Here is a 19,342-nt window from a genome sequence, read left to right as displayed (position 1 = left end):
GGCGCTCGGCTTTGCCAGTACTGGACGGAACGTGCGCGGGCGCCGGTCGGTCCGGCGCCCGCGCCCCTGGCCGTGATCAGTTCACGCCCAGCTCCCGGTCGATCAGGTCGAAGATCTCGTCGTCGCTGGCGCTGTCCATGTCCAGCCCGAACTCCTCGTCCTCGCTCTCCTCCGGGCCCCACTTGGCCATCAGCTCGCGCAGCCGGGTCTGCACCCGGGTGCGCAGCTCGGCGTCGGAGGCGGTGTTGATCAGCATTTCCTCCAGCCGGTCCAGCTCGTCGAGCGGATCAGTCGCGGCCACCGGCGGCAGCAGCAGCTCCAGCACGTGCGCGGCCAGGCTCTGCGGCGTCGGGTGGTCGAACACCACGGTCGCCGGCAGCGAGCAGCCGGTCAGCGCGTTGAGCCGGTTGCGCAGCTCAACGCTGGTCAGCGAGTCGAAACCCAGTTCCTTGAACGGCTTCTCGACGCGCAGCGACTCGGCCCGCTGGCCGATGACCAGCGCGGTCAGGTCCCGGACCTCGCCGGTCAGCACCCGCAGCCGCTCGTCGGCCGGCAGCGACGTCAAGCGCCGCACCAGCTCCCGCTCGCCGCCGGCGGTCTCGGCGTTGACCTCCACCGGGGCCGGCGTGGCCTCGGGGATGTCGGCGAGCAGCGGGCGCGGGCCGGCCAGGTTCATGACCGCGCCGAAGGCATCCCACTCGATCTTGGCCACGACCAGTTGCGTGGCGTCGGCGTCCAGTGCCCGCTGGAGGCCGGCGACCGCCAGCTCGGGGGCCATCAGCGTGACGCCGCGCTTGCGGTAGTGCTCGGCGGCGTCCTCGTGCACCATGCCGCCGCCACCCCACGCGCCCCACGCCACCGAGGTCGCGGTCGCCCCGCGCGCCCGGCGTCGGTGGGCCAGGCCGTCGAGGAAGCCGTTGGCGCTGGCGTATGCCGCCACGCCGGAGCTGCCCCAGGTCGAGGCCCCGGACGAGAACAGCACGAACGCGTCCAGGTCGCCGAGCAGCTCGTCGAGGTTGGTGGCGCCGACCCGCTTGGCCCGCCCGATCTCGGCGAACTCGGCGATGGACACCTCCGCGGTCGGCGTCTGCTCCTGCACCAGGCCGGCGGTGTGCATCACGGCCGTCACCGGCTCGCCGAGCGAGTCGAGCAGCTCGACCAGGGCCGCCCGGTCGCTGACGTCGCAGGCGGCGATCGTCACCCGCGCGCCCAGCTCGACCAGCTCGGCCTCCAACTCGGCCGCACCCGGCGCGGCGCTGCCGCTCCGGCTGGTGAGCACCACGTGCTCGGCGCCGTTGGCGGCCAGCCAGCGGGCCACGTGCCCGCCGATCGCGCCGGTGCCGCCGGTGACCAGCACGGTGCCCCGAGGCTGCCACTTCCGGTGCGGGACAGTGGTTTCCGCCGCCCGGACCATCCGGCGGGCGAACCGGCCGCCGGCCCTGATCGCCACCTGGTCCTCGCTGCCGTCGGCCAGCGCCGCGCACAGCTCGCCGGCGATCCGGTCGTCCACCACCGCCGGCACGTCGATGATGCCGCCCCAACGGTCGGGCTCGTCCAGCGACAACACCGCGGCCGCGCCCCAGAGCGAGGCCTGCACCGCGTCGGTGACCAGGTCGCTCGGGTCGATCGACACGGCCCCGCTCGTCACGCACCACAGCGGCGTCCGGGTGCCGGCCTCGGCCAGCGCCGTGATCAGCCGCATGGTGTCGACCACGCCGACCGACAGCTCCGGGTGGTCCGGGTGCGGCCGGGTGTCCAGGCCCAGCAGGGAAAGCACGCCCTCGGCCATCAGGAAGTCCACAGTGGACAACGTGGACGTCATGATCTGCATGCCCTGGGCGCGCAGCCGGTCGAGCAGGGTGGTGACCGCCTCGATCTCCACCTCCGGCACGACCGCGATCCAGTCCCCGTACGGCCGGTTCTGGCTGCCCGACAGCGGCCGCCAGTCGATCCGGTACAGCCAGTCGTCCACAGTGGACTCGGTCCGCTGGTTGCGGTACCAGGACGACAGCGCCGGCAGCACGCCGTTCAGCTCGGCGCTGTCGACCCCGAGCGTGCCGGCCAGCGTGTCGAGGTCGTTGTCCTCCACCGCCGCCCAGAACGAGGCGTCCACGCCGCTGCCGCCGGCCGGGGCCGCCGCGGCGGCCTTGACCGAGTCGGCCAGCCAGAAACGCTCGCGCTGGAACGGATAGGTGGGCAGGTCGACCCGTCGCGCGTTCCGGCCATCGAACACCAGGTCCCAGCGGATCGGCACGCCCCGGGTCCACAGCTCGGCGGCCGAGGTGAAGAACCGCTGGAGGCTGCCCTCGTTGCGGCGCACCGAACCGGAGGTGATCACACCCTCCCGGTCGATCAGCGAGATCAGCACCGGATGGGTGCTGGGTTCGACGAACACCCCGAAGCCCTGCTCCGCCAACGCGGTCACCGCGTCGTGGAAGCGGACCGGCTGGCGCAGGTTGGTGTACCAGTACTCGCCGTCCAGGGCGGCGGTGTCGATCCAGTCCGCCGTCGCCGTGGAGAAGAACGGCACCTGCGGGACCAGCGGTGTGATCGACGCCAGCTCGGCGACGAGCCGGTCGTGGATCGGCTCCACCAGCGGGGTGTGCGATGCGTAGGCCGCCGGCATCCGGCGCACCCGCACCCCGGCCGCCTCGTACCGGGCGACGAATTCGTCGATCGCCTCGGACTGGCCGCCGACCACGGTGCTGGTGGCGCTGTTGACCACCGCGACCCACACACCCTCGCCCAGCTCGATCTCGTCGGCCGGCAGGGCGATCGTGGCCAGGCCGCCGAGAATGTCCATGGCGTCGTTGGTCACCATGGCCCGCACCACGCTCAGCTTGGCCGAGTCCTCAAGGGACAGCGCCCCGGCCACGCAGGCCGCCGCGACTTCGCCCTGCGAGGTGCCGACCACCGCGTCGGGAACCACGCCGATCGAACGCCACAGCTCGGCCATCGACACCATCACGGCCCACAGCAACGGCTGTAGCACGTCGACCCGCTCCAGCAGGGCGGGATCGCCGTGCAGGACCTCGGTCAGCGACCAGTCCACGTGCGGCGCCAACGCCGCCTCGCACTCGGCGATCCGCTGAGCGAACACCGGGGAGGAGTCCAGCAGTTCCACCGCCATGCCGGCCCACTGCGCGCCCTGGCCCGGGAACACGAACACGGTCCGGCCGGAGGCGGAGGTGAAACCCTCGACCACGCCGGGGGCCGGTTCGCCGGAAGCCAAGGCCCGCAACGATTCCTCGTCGAACACCACCGCGCGGTGCTCGAACGCCGACCGCGTGGTCGCCAGCGACCAGCCGACGTCGGTCAGGTCAAGACCGTCCACTCGGGACGCCAGGTTCGCGGCCTGGGCCCGCAGGGCCTGCTCCGACCGGGCCGACAGCACCAGCGGCGTGACGCCCGGAACCGGCTGGGTCTCGGGCTCGTCGACGGCCGGGGCCTGCTCGATGATCACGTGCGCGTTGGTGCCGCTGATGCCGAACGCCGAGACCGCCGCGCGGTGCGGGCGATCGGTCGCCGGCCACGGGATCGTCTCGTTGAGCACCTGGACCCCGCTGCCCTCCCAGTCCACGTGCGGGCTGGGCTGCTCGGCGTACAGGCTCTTGGGCAGCACCCCGTGCCGCAGCGCCATCACCATCTTGATGATGCCGGCCACGCCGGCCGCGGTCTGGGTGTGGCCGATGTTGGTCTTCACCGAGCCGACCCACAGCGGCTCGGTCCGGTCCTGGCCGTAGGTCGCGATCAGGGCCTGGGCCTCGATCGGGTCGCCCAGCTTGGTGCCGGTGCCGTGGGCCTCGACGGCGTCCACATCGGACGGTCGCAGGCCGGCGGCCGACAGCGCCTGCCGGATGACCCGCTGCTGGGCGTTGCCGTTGGGCGCGGTCAGGCCGTTGGACGCGCCGTCGGAGTTCACTGCGGAACCCCGCAGCACCGCCAGCACCGGGTGGCCCAGCTCCCGGGCCCGGGACAGCCGCTCGACCACGACGACGCCGGCGCCCTCGGCCAGGCCGGTGCCGTCGGCGTCCGCGGAGAACGCCTTGCAGCGGCCGTCGGCGGCCAGGCCGCGCTGCCGGCTCACCCCGAAGAACTGCGACGGCGTCGCCATCACCATGGCGCCGCCGGCGACGGCCAGCTCGCACTCGCCGCCACGGATCGCTTGCGCGGCAAGGTGAAGCGAGACCAACGAGGAGGAACACGCGGTGTCGAGCGAGATCGACGGGCCCTCCAGGCCCAGGGCGTAGGAGATCCGGCCCGAGCCCACGCTGGAGGCGTCCCCGGTGAGCAGGTAGCCGTCGTCGACGGCGTTCGCGGCCCGGTTCGGGGCCCCGTAGTGCTGCTCGTTCAGGCCGATGAAGACGCCGGTCCGGCTGCCGCGCAACGACTTCGGGTCGATGCCGGCCCGCTCGAAGGCCTCCCACGAGGTCTCCAGCAGCAGCCGCTGCTGGGGATCCATCGCCAGCGCCTCGCGCGGGGAGATGCCGAAGAACTCGGCGTCGAAATCCGGGCTGTCGTAGAGGAAACCCCCGGCCCGCACGTACGTCGTGCCCTGCCGGGACGGATCGGCGTCGTAGATGGCGGCCAGGTTCCAGCCGCGGTTGGTGGGGAAGCCGGAGATGACGTCGGCCTCGGCCACCACCAGCGACCAGAGGTCCTCGGGGGTCCGCACGCCGCCGGGCAGCCGGCAGCTCATGGACACGATGGCGATCGGGTCCTCGTCGTCGGTGACGACCACCGCGTCCGACGGCCCCTCGACCGTCGAGCCCAGCAGCTGCGTGCGCAGGTAGCCGGCCAGCGCCACCGGCGTCGGGTTGTCGAAGACGATGGTCGCCGGCAGCCGCAGCCCGCTGGCCGCGGTCATCGCGTTGCGCAGGTCGACCGAGGTCAGCGAGTCGAAGCCGAGCTCCTTGAACGCCCGGTCGACCGCGACCGCGGCCAGGTCGGTGTGCCCGAGCACCTTGGCCGTGTGCTCGCGGACGAACTCGACCAGCGTGCGGTCGATCTCGGCCGGGGCCAGGCCGGCGATCCGCCGCCGCAGCGCCGGCTCGTCGCCCGCCTCGGCCGCCTGCTCCTCGGCCGGCGCCGACACGAGCTCGGCCAGCAGCGGCGACGGGCGGGAGGAGGTGAAGGTCGGCACGAACCGGTCCCAGTCCACGTCGGCCACCGCGATCACGGTGTCGTCGTGGTCGAGCGCCTGCTGGAGGCCGGTGATGGCCGGCTCGGGGTCGATCACCGGGATGCCCCGGCGGCGCAGCACGTCCTGGAGCTCCTCGGCGATCATGCCGCCGCCGGCCCACGGACCCCAGGCCACCGAGGTCAGCGGCACGCCACGCTGCCGGCCGTGCCAGGCGAACGCGTCGAGGAAGGCGTTGGACATCGCGTACGCGGCGTGGTCGGCCACGCCCCAGGTGCCCGAGATCGACGAGAACAGCACGAACGCGTCGAGCTCATAACCGGTGAGCAGTTCGTCCAGCAGCAGCGTGCCGGCGACCTTGGTGGCCGCGACCTCGGCGACGGTGGCGGCGGTGAGGTCCTCGACAGTGCCGAGCGGGGCCAGGCCCGCCGCGTGCACCACCGACCGCACCTCGTCGCCGTGCTCGGCCAGTTCGGTCAGCACCCCGGACAGGGAGTCCCGGTCGGTGATGTCGCAGGCGGCGAAGGTGACCCTGGTGCCGAGGGTGTCGAGCTCGGCCGCCAGCTCGGTCATCCCCTCGGCGGCGCCGCCCTTGCGGCTCAGCAGCACGAGGTGCTCGGCGCCGTTGCCGGCCAGCCAACGGGCGATCCGGACGCCCAGCGCACCGGTGCCGCCGGTGATCAGCGTGGTGCCGCGCGGCCGCCACGTGCGGGCCGGGGCCTGTGTGCCGGCGGGGGAGGGAATCAGTCGCCGACCGTGGATTCCGTTGGCCCGGATGGCCACCTGGTCCTCGCCGGCGGTGGACGCCAGCACCGAGCACAGCCGGTCGGCGGCCCGCTTGTCCAGCTGCTCGGGCAGGTCGACCAGACCGCCCCAGCGGGTCGGGTGCTCCAGCGCGATCACGCGGCCCAGGCCCCACAGCAGGGCCTGCGCCGGGTCGGTGATCGGGTCGGACTTGCCGGTCGTCACGGCGCCGCTGGTCGCGACCCACAGCGGGGCCTCGATCCCGGCGTCGCCCAGCGCCTGGGCCAACGCCAGCGTCGCCGTCACGCCGAAGCTCAGCGTCGGGTGCTCGCGGTCGGGCCGCCGGTCGTGGGCCAGCAGGGAGAACACGCCGGAGAAGTGGGTGCCCAGCGCCCGCAGCCGCTCGGCCAGCGCGGCCCGATCGGCGTTGTCCACCACTACGCGGACCACCGAGGCGGTGTCGAACGCGGTGGAGATCTCGCCGGCGGCGTCGGCCGGCACGATGACCAGCCAGGTGCCGTCCAGCCGGCCGGCCGGCAGCGACAACGGCTTCCAGGCGACCGAGTACCGCCAGTTGTCCACAGTGGACTTCTGGTGCCAGCGCTCGCGCCAGGTCGTCAGCGCGGCGGTCAGGGCCCCGGCGTCGATGTCGAGCTCACCGGCGACATCGGCCAGCTCGTCGCGTTCCACCGCCTGCCAGAACCGGTCGTCGGTCGACTCGACCACGGCCGGCGTGCCGGAGTCGAGCCAGAAACGGCTGTGCTGGAAGGCGTAGGTCGGCAGGTCGACTACGCGGCCGGCGACCGGCCAGGTGACGTCGATGCCCCGGGCCCACAGCTCGCCGGCCGAGGTCAGGAACCGCGCGAGGTTGCCTTCGTTGCGGCGCAGCGATCCGACGGTGACCACGTCGTCGTGGTCGATCACCGGCGCGAGCACCGGGTGGGCGCTGGACTCGACGAACACGCCGAATCCCTGGTCCACCAGACCGTTCACTGCCTCGTTGAAGCGAACGGTCTGGCGGAGGTTGGTGTACCAGTAGCCGGCGTCCAGCTGCGTGGTGTCGGCCCAGTCGGCGGTGACGGTGGAGAAGAACGGGATTTCCGAGGTGCGCGGGGTGATCGGGGCGAGGTCCGCGCGGACCCGGTCCTCGATCAGCTCCACGTGCACGGTGTGCGAGGCGTAGTCCACCGGCACCCGGCGAACCCGGACCCCGGCGGCCTCGTAGCGGGCCACCAGCTCGTCCAACGCATCCGGGTCACCCGCGACCACAGTGCTGGTGGCGCTGTTGACGGCGGCGACCCACACGCGGTCGCCGAGCTCGATCTCGGCCGCCGGCAGGCCGACGGAGACCATGCCGCCCCGGCCGGCCAGGTCATCCCTGATGGCCTGGCTGCGCAGGGCTACCACGCGGGCGGCGTCCTCCAGCGACAGCGCGCCGGCCACTGCGGCGGCGGCGATCTCCCCCTGGGAGTGGCCGACCACGGCGTCGGGGACGACGCCGAAGGACCGCCACAGCGCGGAGAGGGAGACCATGACCGCCCACGAGGCCGGCTGGACGATGTCCACCCGCTCCAACAACTCCGCGCCGCCGCGCAGGACCTCGGTCAGCGACCAGTCCACATAGGACGACAACGCCGCCTCGCACTCGGCGATCCGAGCGGCGAACACGGGGGAGGAGTCGAGCAGCTCGACGGCCATGCCGGCCCACTGCGAGCCCTGGCCCGGGAACACGAACGCGATCTTGCCGGTGGCGCCGACCGTGCCGGTCACCGAGCCGGAACCCGCGGCCACGTCCCGAACGCCGGCCAGCAGCTGCTCGTTGTCGGCCCCGATGACCACCGCGCGGTGCTCGAACGGCGATCGCGTGGTCAGCAGCGAGAAGGCGATGTCGTTGGCGTCAAAGCCATCGGCGAGCGAGTCGGCCAGCCGGGCCGCCTGCTCGGCGAGGCCTTGGGCGGTCCGCGAGGACAACACCCACGGCACGACAGCGTTTTCGTCGCTGGTCGTAGGAGCGGGCAGCGACGGCCCCTGCTCCAGGATCACGTGGGCGTTGGTGCCGCTCATGCCGAACGACGAGACGCCGACCCGGCGCGGGCGGTCGACCTCCGGCCAGTCGTGGGCCTCGGTCAGCAGCTCGATGTTGCCGGCGGTCCAGTCCACCCGGGAGGACGGGTCGGCGATGTGCAGGGTCTGCGGCAGCACGCCGTGCCGCATCGCCATGACCATCTTGATGACGCCGGCGACGCCGGCGGCCGCCTGGGTGTGGCCGATGTTGGACTTCAGGGAACCCAGCCACAGCGGGGTTTCCCGGTCCTGGCCGTAGGTCGCCAGCAGCGCCTGGGCCTCGATCGGGTCGCCGAGCCGGGTGCCGGTGCCGTGCGCCTCCACGGCGTCCACATCGGACGGACGAAGCCCGGCCGAGGCCAGCGCCTGGCGGATCACCCGCTGCTGCGAGGGACCGTTGGGGGCGGTCAGACCGTTGGAAGCACCGTCCTGGTTGACCGCGGAACCCCGGACCACGGCCAGAATCTGGTGCCCGTTGCGCTGCGCGTCGGACAGGCGCTCCAGCACCAGCACGCCGACGCCCTCGGACCAGCCGGTGCCGTTGGCGTCGTCGGAGAATGCGCGGCAGCGGCCGTCGAGCGACAACCCGCCCTGCCGGCTGAACTCCACGAAGATGCCGGGAGAGGACATCAGCGACACGCCGCTGGCCAATGCCAGCGAGCACTCGCCGGCCCGAAGTGACTGCGTGGCAAGGTGAAGCGCGACCAGCGACGCGGAGCACGCGGTGTCCACGGTGATCGCCGGGCCCTCAAGACCCAGGGTGTAGGCGATGCGGCCGGACGCGATGCTGGTCGAGGTGCCGGTGAGCAGATGCCCGTCCACGCCCTCGCCGCCGTCGTGCAGCTGCGGGCCGTAGGACTGCGACATCGCGCCGACGAACACGCCGCTTCGGCTGCCCCGCAACGACTGCGGGTCCAGCCCGGCGCGCTCCAGCGCCTCCCACGACGTCTCCATCAGCAGTCGCTGCTGCGGGTCCATCGCCAGCGCCTCACGCGGCGAGATGCCGAAGAAGCCGGCGTCGAACTCGGCCGCGTCGTAAAGGAAGCCGCCCTCGGCGGTGTCCGAGCCGCCCTGGCGCAGCCGGGCCAGATCCCAGCCACGGTCGGTGGGGAACCCGGAGATGGCGTCCGTGCCGTCGGAGACCAGCTGCCACAGCTGCTCCGGCGAGCGCACGTCGCCGGGGAAGCGGCAGGCCATGCCGACGATGGCGATGGCCTCGCCGGGGGCGGCGATGGTGGCGTAGTCGTCGTCGACCGGTGTCTGGCCGGCCATGGTCTGCTCGATGTGGGCGACCAGCGCGTCCGGGGACGGGTAGTCGTAGATCAGCGAGGCCGGCAGCGGCAGGCCGAGCTCGGCCTGGAGCACGCCCTGGAGCTCGACGCCGGTGACCGAGTCGAAGCCCAAGTCCTTGAAGGTGCGGGCGGTCTCGACCGTGCGGGCGTCGCCATGCCCCAGCACGGCGGCGATTCCGCCGCGAACAGTGTCCACAGTGGACTGGTGCGGCGTCGCGGCGGCTGCCGGGCGCTCGGCTGCCGGCGTGCTGAACCAGTAGCGCTCACGCTGATACGCGTAGGTCGGCAGCGGGATCCGGTTGTGGGACCCCGGGAGCAGCGCGTCCCAGTCGACGGCGACGCCGTGCGTGTGCAGACGGGCCAGCGTGGTCAGCACGCAGGCCCAACCGGGCTCGTTGCGGCGCAGGGTGCCGACCGCGATCGCCTGCGGCGGAAGGATTCCGCTCACGTCCATGGTGGCGATCCGGTGCGGGCTGCACTCCACGAACGTGCCGTGGCCGGCCTCGCCCAGCGCCTGGAGGGCGGCGGCGAACCGCACCGGCTCGCGCAGGTTGCGGTACCAGTAGTCGGCGTCCAGCGTGCTGGTGTCGATCAGCTCGCCGGTCACGGTGGAGCAGAAGGCGATCTCGGCGGCCCGAGGGGTGATGCCGGCGAACTGGGCCAGCAGCCGGTCACGCAGCACCTCGACGTGCGCGCAGTGCGAGGCGTAGTTCACCGGCACCAGGCGGGCGCGAACTCCCTCGGCCTGCAACTGTTCCACCAACTCGGCCAGCGGGGCCCGAGTGCCGGACAGCGTGACCGAGGCGGGGCCGTTGATCGCGGCGATGACCAGGTCACCCGACAGCCGGGGCTGGATGTCGGCGGCCGACAACGCCACCGCAGCCATGCCGCCGGTGCCGGCCAGCTCGGTCAACGCCTGGCTGCGCAGGGCGACCACGCGGGCGGCGTCCTCCAGCGACAGCGCGCCGGCCACGCACGCGGCGGCGATCTCCCCCTGGGAGTGGCCGACGACGGCGTCCGGCTTGATGCCCAGCGACTGCCACAGCGCGGCCAGCGACACCATGACGGCGAACAGCGAACACTGGGCCACGTCGTCGGTGTCGAGCGCCCTCGCCTCGCGCAGGACCTCGGTCAGCGACCAGTCCACGTACGGGGCCAGCGCCCGCTCGCACTCCTCGATGCGGCGGGCGAAGACGGGGGACCGCTCCATCAGGTCGGCGGCCATGCCCGGCCACTGGGAACCCTGGCCGGGGAAGACGAACACGGTCCGGCCGGGGTCGCCGGCGATGCCCTGGACCACGCCGGCCACCGGCGACCCGGCGGCGATGGCGTCCAGACCGGCGGCCAGGCCGTCGAAGTCCTCGGCGGTGACCACGGCCCGGTGGCCGAGGTGCGTACGGGCCGTGCCCAGTGAATACGCCAGGTCGGCCAGGTCGGTGTCGGCGGTGATCGCCTCACGCAGCCGCTGGGCCTGCGCCTGCAACGCCGGCCGGGTGTGCCCGGACAGCACCACCGGCACCGCCGACGCGGTCGGGGCGACCCGTTCCTCGTGCTGCTCGTTGATCACCGGCGGCTCGCTGACCACCACGTGGCAGTTGGTGCCGGCGACACCGAAGGAGGACACACCCGCGGTCAGCGGACGGTCGGGACGCGGCCAGGGGCCGGTCTCCCGGTTCACCGTGATCGTGGCGGGGATCTTCGGGTTCGGGGTGACGTGGTTCAGCGTCGCCGGCAGCTGCCGGTGGTGGATCGCCAGAATCGTCTTGAGCAGGCCGGCGATGCCGGCGGCGGCCTCGAGGTGGCCGATGTTGGTCTTGACCGAGCCGACGACCATCGGCGTGCCGGCGGCCTCGGCCAGCGCGACGCCCTCGATGGGGTCGCCGACCGGCGTGCCGGTGCCGTGCAGCTCCACGTACTGGACGTCCTCGGCGCCGAGCTTGGCCGCCTGCCAGGTGTCGCGGATCAGGTCCCGCTGGGCGTTCCCGTTGGGCACGGTCAGCCCGGTGTCGCCGCCGTCGTTGTTGACCGCGCTGGCGGTGAGCACGCAGTAGACGCGGTCGCCGTCGGCCTGGGCGTCGGCCAGGCGCTTGAGCAGCACCAGGCCGCCGCCCTCGCCGCGCACGAAACCGTTGGCGCGCTCGTCGAACGTGAAGCACTCGCCGTCGGGGGACAGGCCGCCGAACCGGTCCAGCGTCAGTGTGCTGACGGGGGACAGGTTCAGGTTCACGCCGCCGGCCAGCGCCACGTCGGTCTCGCCCCGGCGCAGGCTCTCGGCGGCCAGGTGCACCGCCACCAGCGACGAGGACTGGGCGGTGTCCACGGTCATGCTGGGGCCACGTAAGCCCAGCACGTGCGAGACCCGGTTGGCGATGACCGCTCGGTTCAGGCCGGTCAGCGTGTGGTGGGTGATCGCCGAGTCGCCGCGCCCGTAGGTCAGGGTGGCGTAGTCGCCGGAAGTCGCGCCGACGAACACGCCGGCCGTGCCGTCGCGCAGCCGTGCGGCGGGAATTCCGGCGTCCTCAAGGACTTCCCAGCCCAGTTCGAGTGCCAGCCGCTGCTGTGGGTCCATGACGGCGGCTTCTCGTGGGGAGATGCCGAACAGTGCGGGGTCGAACTGGTCCACCCCGTCGAGGAATCCGCCGCGCTCGGCGGCAGGGAAGCGGCCGGCCGGCGAGTCGCCGATGGCACTGTGCCCGCCGGCCAGCAGTTCCCAGAATCGTTCGGGACCGGACGCCCCGGGCAGCCGGCAGGCCAACCCGACGACCGCGATCTCCACCACGTCCGCTGGCATAGCACTCATGGCGAAAGTATTGGACCGCCCCACCACCCGACCATGGGCCGCGACCGGTCGGTCTAGGTGAATTTCTAAGAAGGCGGCGGCGCTCAGCCCATGGCGTAGGCGGTGCTGACCACCGGGCCGACGTAGTGGTCGAGCAGCCGCGACAGGTAGTCCCCGCCGAAGTCGATCTCGTTCCAGTCCGGCACCAGGGTCCGCAGCTTCGCGGTCGAGGTGGGGTTGGTGGTCACCTTCACGTCCACCATGGTCCGGCTGGCCCGCACCCCGACCCGGTCCTCGATGCCGTCCACGATCCGCTCGATCGGCTCCAGCACACCGGAAGCGACGTTGATCACCTCGTTGCGCACGCCGGCCCGCAGCACGCCGTCAAGCGCCTCGATCATGTGCCGCACGTCGAGCAGGTCGCGGTAGGCGTTGCGGTGCAGGGTGACCGAGCCGCCGCGGATCTGGCTGATCAGCGACGGGATCAGCTGGTGCGGCTGCTGCCCGCGGCCCACGATGTGGCTCAGCCGCAGGGCCAGCCAGCGCGCCCCGGAGTTGGCCAGCGTGGCCTCCAGCGACAGCTTGTGCCGGCCGTAGGCCGAGATCGGGTACACCGGGCCGCTCTCGCGGCCCGAGCAGCCCTCGGAACCGTACATCGAGTCCGACGCGGTGGAGAAGAACACCAGCGTGCGCCCGGCCTTGCGGCAGATCCGCGCCGTGTTGTGCACGAGTTCGGCCTCACGGTCGAAGTCGGCGATCGAGGCGCTGTTGGTCCTGGTCACCCCGGCGGCGATCACGGTGGTGTCCCGGTGCCGGTCGCCGAAGGCGGCACTCAGGTGGTTGGACAGGAACCCCTTGCCGATGATCTCCATCGCCACTCCCTCTCGTCGTCCGTCCCCGTGGCGGGCATGGGAATCCCAATGGGACGGGCCGGAGATGGTGGCAACGCGAGTGTCGAGGCGCTTTCCGTTTCGTGTCAACGGAAGCTATAAGCACAACTAGGGAACCGGCCGATCCGGTTGACCTCAGGTGCAGTGCGAGCGTATGGCCAGGCCGGCGCTGTCGGCGAACACCGCGATCTGCACCCGGTTGTGCAGCCCCAGCTTCACCAGCAGCCGGGACACGTGCACCTTGACCATGGCCACGCTGATGGACAGCTCGCGGCCGATCTCCGGGTTGGACATGCCCTCGCCGATGAGCCGGGCCACGTCCAGCTCGCGCGCGCACAGGCCGCGGGCCAGGTCGACCGACCGGTCCCGGCGGGCGTCCACCGCGTCCAGCACCATGGTGACCAGGCTGCGCACCACCGGCTGGCACAGCACGACCTCGCCGGTGGCCGCCGCGAGCACCGAGGGCACCAGGTCGGCCGGCGCGTCGTCCTTGAGCAGGAACCCGCTCACCCCCATCCGCAGCGCCTCGACCACGTCCTGCTCGGCCAGCTCGGTGGCCAGGATGACCGCCTTGGGGGCCGAGTCGCCGTCGGTGATCCGGTCCAGGCCGGGCAGCAGGGCGTCCAGCAGCACCACGTCCGGCCGGTGCGTGGCGACCGCGTCGGCCAGCAGCGTGCCGTCGGCCACCTCGGCGATCACACCCAGCCGGTCGTCCGCGCCGAGGATGGTGGTCAGGTGGGCGCGCACCAGTGGATCGCTGTCGACGACGAGGACGGAGACCCGGGACCGGCCGGCTGGTGCGCACATGTCGCGGACGGTAGCCGATCCGTGTTGTCTTCCGAATCGGACGAAGGTCGAGACCTGGAGCTCCTTACGTCCAAGATCATCTTCCCGGCGACTCGGGTCACCGACGGTGAGCGAAGGGGCAGAGTCGGCGCGACGGGCCGCCGACCGGGCCCGGCCGGCCACTAGGATGACTCTCCGTGACTCGTGTGAGGGCAGACGCGCACCGCCCCGGAACGGGTCCTGACCACCCGGGCATGCCGCCGGCCAGGCTCGACGGCGACGGGACCGAGGACGACCCGGGCCCGCGCTCGGCCCGCGACTGGGCCGTGGACGTGCTCTGCGTGGTCGTCTCCCTGCTCATCGGCGCCTTCACCCTGGTGGTCTCGCCGATCGACGACCCGTTCACCCCGATCTGGACGATCAGCGTGGTGATCGGCGTGCTCGCCTCGCTGTCGCTGCTGGCCCGCCGCGAGCTCGCGGTCACGCTGACGCTGGTCCTGGGCGTGCTGTCGTCGGTGTTCATGACCGCGGGCGGGGCCACCGTGATCGCGCTGTTCACCACCGCGGTGCACCGCCGGGCCAAGCCGGTCGTGCTGCTCACCGCACTGGCCATCGCCTCCACGCTGCTCCAGTACAAGACGCAGTCGCCCGGCGACGACTCGATCGCGGCGTACTGGATCGCGGTGATCATCGATTCGCTGCTGGTGGTGCTGGCCGTCGGCTGGGGCATGGCCGTGCGGGCCCGCCGGCAGCTGGTGCTGTCGCTGGCCGAACGGGCCCGCCGGGCCGAGACCGAGCAGGAACTGAGGGTCGGTCAGGCTCGCATGCGGGAACGCGAGCGCATCGCCCGCGAGATGCACGACGCGCTCGCGCACCGGCTGTCGCTGCTCAGCATGCACGCCGGCGCGCTGGAGTTCCGGCCCGACCTGCCGGCCGAGGAGCTCGGCCGGGTGGCCGGCGTCATCCGGGCCACCGCCCACCAGTCGCTGGTCGACCTGCGCGAGGTCATCTACCTGCTGCGCGAGACCGACGGCGGCGGCGACCTGCCGCTGACCAGGGTCACCCTGGACGACCTGACGACCCTGGTCGAGGAGACCCGGCAGACCGGAACCACCGTGCTCTTCCAGGCCAGGGTCGAGGCGGCGGAGGAGACGCCGGCGTCGTTGTGCGGCAACGTCTATCGCGTGATGCAGGAGGGGCTGACCAACGCTCGCAAGCACGCCCCGGCGGCGACGGTGCACGTCGAGCTGAGCGGCGGCCCGGAGTCCGGCCTCACCCTGGAGCTGCGCAATCCGCTGCTGGCCGGGCCGCAGGCGGCGAAGGTGCCCGGGGCCGGTTACGGGCTGGCCGGGCTGACCGAGCGGGTGACTCTGGCCGGCGGCCGGCTCGAGCACGGCCGCACGGTCAGTGACGACTACCGGGTCCGGGTCTGGCTGCCTTGGCCGTCCGAGTGACGTTCTGGGATTACGACCAAAGTCGGTGATCACGGGCTACCAACGGCGCGCGGCGCTGTGCTATTGCCCGCTGTGACGCTCCGGAACGAGTCAGCAGACTTGATGCCAGGTCGTTCTCGTTCCGGCCTTCGCTCACTGACTAGGGGTACTACTGTGGAAGACTGGCGTTCGATCGTCGCTCTCGTCCTCGCTGTCGGGTTCGCGCTGGTGCTGGTGCGGCTCCTGCTGGCCATGCTCAACGTGGTGTCCTCGACGGCCAAGACGACCAAGGGCGGCCCGTACAACCGGCTGCTGGGCTTCGTGCACCTGTTCAACCTGGTCGGACTGGCCGCGGTGGTCTACGCCCAGCTGCTCTACAGCGGCGAGCCGCCGCAGGTCCCGCTGGACGTCGTCGGCGTCGCCTGCCTGGTGGTCGGCCTGACCTGGTCGAGCATCCTGGAGCGCAAGGCGCAGCGGCTGTCCCGCCGGGTCCCGTCCTGAAATCGCGGCCGTAATCGGGGACGGCGACCGCCGGCGGAAAACACTTTAGGGAGATTTATAGAAAACCGCCGGCGGATCTTTGAGTCGCATTTGCGGACGCGAATAACCGTCGATAGGGGTTGGTTATGGCCGGGGAAGTGCATAGACTCGCAACTATGACAGCTTGCCGTATCTGCGGCGGTGACCTCGTGGAGTTCTACGATTTCGGGCGCCAGCCGCTTTCTGACGCATTCCACAAGCCGGGCCAATTCCAGGACGAGTTCTTCTTCCGCCTCGCGGTCGGGCTGTGCACCGACTGCACGATGGTGCAGCTCATGGAGGAAGTGCCTCGGGACAAGATGTTCCACGAGGACTACCCGTACTACTCCTCGGGCTCCGCGGTCATGCGCAAGCACTTCGAGCTGACCGCTCGCCGTTTCATCGAGACCGAGCTGACCGGCCCCGCGCCCTTCGCGGTGGAGATCGGCAGCAACGACGGCATCATGCTCAAGACCATCGCCGACGCCGGCATCAAGCACCTGGGCGTCGAGCCCTCGGGCGGCGTGGCCGAGCTCTCCCGGAGCAAGGGCGTCCGGGTGCTCAACGAGTTCTTCCAGGAGTCCACCGCGGTCGAGATCGCCGCGACCGACGGCCAGGCCGACGTGATCTTCTCGGCCAACACGATCTGCCACATCCCCTACCTGGACTCGATCTTCAAGGGTGTGGACGCGCTGCTCAAGCCGAACGGCGTGTTCGTGTTCGAGGACCCGTACCTGGGCGAGATCGTCCGTCGCACCTCCTTCGACCAGATCTACGACGAGCACTACTACTTCTTCACCGCCCGCTCGGTGCAGTCGATGGCCAACCGCTACGGCTTCGAGCTGGTCGACGTCGAGCGCCTGCCGGTGCACGGCGGCGAGACCCGCTACACCATCGCCCGCCAGGGCGCGCGCACGCCCTCGCCCGCGGTGGCCGAGATGATCGCCGAGGAGAACGAGCGCGGCCTGGCCACGCTGCCCACGCTGGAGGGCTTCGGCGAGAACGTCACCAAGATCAAGGACGACCTGGTGGCGCTGCTGACCAAGCTCAAGGCCGAGGGCAAGACGGTGGCCGCCTACGGCGCGACCGCCAAGAGCGCGACCGTGGCCAACCTGTGCGGGCTGAGCACCGACCTGGTGTCCTACGTGTGCGACACCACCCCGCAGAAGCAGAACCGGGTCTCCCCGGGCACCCACATCCCGGTCCGCCCGGCCGAGGCGTTCCACGAGGACACGCCGGACTACGCCCTGCTGTTCGCCTGGAACCACGCCGAGGAGATCATGGCGAAGGAGAAGGCTTTCCGCGACGGCGGTGGCAAGTGGATTCTGTACGTCCCCGAGGTGCACGTGGTCTGACCGACAGCCAACTGACGAGATAGCGTCACACCGGAAGGGGTGTGACGCTATTTCTTTGTGTCGGGTTCTTGGCGTCGAAAAAGGGCGGTACGGGGATTCCCGTGCCGCCCTCGTTCGTGTCGCTCAGAGCACGTTGATGACCTGACCGAACGCGTCCATCCACGATTCGTTCACCGTGGTGTAGCTGATGCCGTACACCTCACGCGTGTGGTGCAGCTTCTCCGCGATCTGACGCGGCGTGCCGACGCCGACCACCGGAATGTCCAGCAGCTGCTCGTCGGTCAGGTCGGGCCCGAACCGGCGCAGCTGCTCCGCCGCCGAGGCCGGGTGGTCGGTGATGATCGTGGCCTTGGACAGCAGGTTGAACTCCAGCTGGTCCAGGCGCGGGCCGGCGGCCCGGCGGACGAACTCCACCCGCTCCCGCATCTGCTCGGCGGTGGCCACCACCATCCGCCCGTGCCGGGCCTCGAACTGGGCCCCGACGAAGCTGACGATCTCCGCCTGTCGGGCGGCCAGCCGCAGCACCCGGTCCCCGTGCCCGCCGACCAGCAGCGGCGGCCGCGGCGACTGCGCCGGCTTGGGATGGTCGGGGTCGGTCAGCAGCTGGTCGAGCCGGGTGACGGTCTCGGCCAGCCGGTCCACCCGGTCGCCCGGGCGGCCGAACGGCAGGCCGGCGCGGGTGTGCTCCCACTCCACGTACCCGGTGCCCAGGCCGACCTCCAGCCGGCCGTCCACGAACTGGTCCAGCGTGGCGATGTCCCGGGCCAGCAGGGCGCTGTTGTGGAAGGCGGCGTTGAGCACGTAGGTGCCGACCCGGGGCCGCTGGGTGGCCTCGGCGGCCAGCACCACCGACGGGAACGGCGAGGTCAGGTTGAGGTGGTCGGGGGCCAGGATGACGTCGTAGCCCAGGTCCTCGGCCCGGCGGCACTTGTCCACCCATTCCGAGCGCGAACACCCCTCCGAGATCAGCACTACCCCGAATCGAAACGGCCGCTGTGCCGTCATTGCTCCGACCTCCCGGAATTGCCCATGAGTGATTCCACGAAATCGGCGGCGCGGCGCACGCCGCCGGCCGCGGCGATGGCGTCCCGCATGGCCTGCGCGGCCCGCCGGAACGCCGGGTCCCCGGCGACCCGGCTGACCTGGTCGACCAGCTCCGTGCCGTCGGCGGTCTCGCGGTCGACCACCACCCCCAGCCCGAGCTCGGCCGCGCGGGCCGCGTTCACGTTCTGCTCGGCGTGGTGCGGCACGCACACCAGCGGCACGCCGATGCTCAGCGCCTCCATGACGCTGCCCATGCCCGAGTGCGTGACGAAGACGTCGGCGTGCCGCAGCACCGCCGGGTGCTTGACCCATTGCCGCGCCTCGACATTGGGCGGCAGCGGGCCGAGCTCGTCGGGGTGCAGGGAGCCGCCCAGCGTCATCACGACGTGCCACGGCGTGTCGGCGAAAGCCTTGGCGCAGTTGGTGAAGAACTCGACCCGGCCCGGGCTGGGGGAGGTGCCCAGGGAGATCAGCACGAGCGGGGCGCCGGTGGCCGGCGGCCGCCAGCTGTCGTCGTCGCCCTGGTCGGCCAGCATCGGGCCGACGAAGCAGAACTGCGGCCCGAACGTCTCGCCCCGCACCTGGAACTCGCGGGGCAGGTAGACCACGTTCGGCCCGGCGTCGCCGCCGAAGCCGGTGATGTCCACATCGGACAGTCCGAGGCTCGCGAGCATCTCGTCCTGCTGCTGGGCGAACTTCTCCAGCGCCGCCATGTCGCCCATCGGGAGCTGGTTCTCGCCCCGCCCGGCGTCCTGCGCGTCGTTGAGCGAGAACGCCTCGTTGGACACGAACACCGCGCTGCTCTGCACGCAGGGGCGGCCCCAGTGCCGGGCCAGGATCCGGGCGGCCTCGGTGGCGGCCGAGTCGTGCACCAGCAGATCGGGCACGTCGTCGGCGAACCGGTCGAGCGCGGCCGGCAGCGGGGAGAGCGCCTCGTCGATGAAGGCGATGGCCTGGCCGGCGACGTTCTCCGGAATCCCCTCCTGCCAAGGGAAGGTCGAGTCGTAGCGCAGCAGTTCGGCCCCGGCCGCCCGGACCTGGTCGGCGAACCGGTCGGCGGCCGCGTAGGTCACGCGGCGCCCCCGCCGCACCAGCTCCTCGACGACGGGCAGGGTCGGCGCCAGGTGCGCGTACGCCGGGAAGCTGAAGAACGCGACGTGTCCAGTCATCCGTCCTCATCGGGTCGGTCCGTGCGGTGGCCTCGCCCGTGATGGTGGGTGAGGCGTCGGGCCCGGCCATGCCGGTTACCAGGGGGGAACTGGCAAAACCCTCACACTCGGCCGTGCTCGGGCCGGG

At 71.8% G+C, this 19,342-nt stretch carries 8 protein-coding genes; 3 read left to right on the top strand and 5 right to left on the bottom strand.

The genetic code is table 11. From position 1 onward, the window contains the following. Nucleotides 1–76 precede the first annotated feature (76 nt). The 3 genes from ACIG5F_RS13270 to ACIG5F_RS13260 all read right to left on the bottom strand — a co-directional run bounded on the left by ACIG5F_RS13270 (nt 77) and on the right by ACIG5F_RS13260 (nt 13,716). On the bottom strand, nt 77–12,040 hold the full coding sequence (locus ACIG5F_RS13270; RefSeq protein WP_396517887.1) for a type I polyketide synthase: 11,964 nt from the start codon (nt 12,038–12,040) through the stop codon (nt 77–79). Nucleotides 12,041–12,123: 83 nt separating this feature from the next. Further along, the gene (locus ACIG5F_RS13265) at nt 12,124–12,891 is read right to left on the bottom strand and encodes an NAD-dependent epimerase/dehydratase family protein (protein WP_396517885.1); all 768 of its coding nucleotides are present in this window, start codon (nt 12,889–12,891) and stop codon (nt 12,124–12,126) included. 153 nt (nt 12,892–13,044) lie between these two features. After that, complete coding sequence (locus ACIG5F_RS13260) at nt 13,045–13,716, bottom strand: LuxR C-terminal-related transcriptional regulator (protein ID WP_396517884.1); 672 nt, start codon at nt 13,714–13,716, stop codon at nt 13,045–13,047. Between the two features lie 233 nt (nt 13,717–13,949). On the opposite strand from ACIG5F_RS13260, the gene ACIG5F_RS13255 reads away from it, so the two are divergent. The 3 genes from ACIG5F_RS13255 to ACIG5F_RS13245 all read left to right on the top strand — a co-directional run bounded on the left by ACIG5F_RS13255 (nt 13,950) and on the right by ACIG5F_RS13245 (nt 17,002). Next, nucleotides 13,950–15,149 carry a sensor histidine kinase gene (locus tag ACIG5F_RS13255; RefSeq protein ID WP_396517882.1) on the top strand — a complete coding sequence of 400 codons (1,200 nt, stop codon included), beginning with the start codon at nt 13,950–13,952 and terminating at the stop codon, nt 15,147–15,149. Between the two features lie 153 nt (nt 15,150–15,302). After that, nucleotides 15,303–15,629 (top strand): hypothetical protein, encoded by a 327-nt coding sequence (locus ACIG5F_RS13250; protein ID WP_396517881.1) that lies wholly within the window; start codon nt 15,303–15,305, stop codon nt 15,627–15,629. 155 nt (nt 15,630–15,784) lie between these two features. After that, nucleotides 15,785–17,002: a methyltransferase domain-containing protein gene (locus tag ACIG5F_RS13245; protein WP_396517880.1), complete on the top strand. Its 1,218-nt coding sequence runs from the start codon at nt 15,785–15,787 to the stop codon at nt 17,000–17,002. 123 nt (nt 17,003–17,125) lie between these two features. Here the strand turns inward: ACIG5F_RS13245 and ACIG5F_RS13240 are convergent, their stop codons facing one another. Both ACIG5F_RS13240 and ACIG5F_RS13235 read right to left on the bottom strand, forming a co-directional pair. Beyond that, nucleotides 17,126–18,007, bottom strand: a complete 882-nt coding sequence (locus tag ACIG5F_RS13240; protein ID WP_396517879.1) for an LLM class F420-dependent oxidoreductase — start codon at nt 18,005–18,007, stop codon at nt 17,126–17,128. Then, nucleotides 18,004–19,215 (bottom strand): macrolide family glycosyltransferase, encoded by a 1,212-nt coding sequence (locus ACIG5F_RS13235; protein ID WP_396517878.1) that lies wholly within the window; start codon nt 19,213–19,215, stop codon nt 18,004–18,006. Before ACIG5F_RS13235 ends, ACIG5F_RS13240 begins: the two co-directional genes overlap by 4 nt. Nucleotides 19,216–19,342: the final 127 nt, after the last annotated feature.

Origin of the sequence: Kutzneria sp. NPDC052558, assembly GCF_044547355.1 — a bacterium.
GTDB lineage: Bacteria > Actinomycetota > Actinomycetes > Mycobacteriales > Pseudonocardiaceae > Kutzneria.
Note: the sequence above shows the minus strand (reverse complement) of the source record. Positions and strands in the feature narration are given on the sequence as shown.

Bases quoted from the DNA above. Each gene is read 5' to 3' on its own strand.
- ACIG5F_RS13265 (WP_396517885.1), bottom strand. From the start codon at position 12,891: ATGGAGATCATCGGCAAGGGGTTCCTGTCCAACCACCTGAGTGCCGCC.
- ACIG5F_RS13235 (WP_396517878.1), bottom strand. From the start codon at position 19,215: ATGACTGGACACGTCGCGTTCTTCAGCTTCCCGGCGTACGCGCACCTG.
- ACIG5F_RS13260 (WP_396517884.1), bottom strand. From the start codon at position 13,716: ATGTGCGCACCAGCCGGCCGGTCCCGGGTCTCCGTCCTCGTCGTCGAC.
- ACIG5F_RS13255 (WP_396517882.1), top strand. From the start codon at position 13,950: ATGCCGCCGGCCAGGCTCGACGGCGACGGGACCGAGGACGACCCGGGC.
- ACIG5F_RS13240 (WP_396517879.1), bottom strand. From the start codon at position 18,007: ATGACGGCACAGCGGCCGTTTCGATTCGGGGTAGTGCTGATCTCGGAG.
- ACIG5F_RS13270 (WP_396517887.1), bottom strand. From the start codon at position 12,040: ATGAGTGCTATGCCAGCGGACGTGGTGGAGATCGCGGTCGTCGGGTTG.
- ACIG5F_RS13245 (WP_396517880.1), top strand. From the start codon at position 15,785: ATGACAGCTTGCCGTATCTGCGGCGGTGACCTCGTGGAGTTCTACGAT.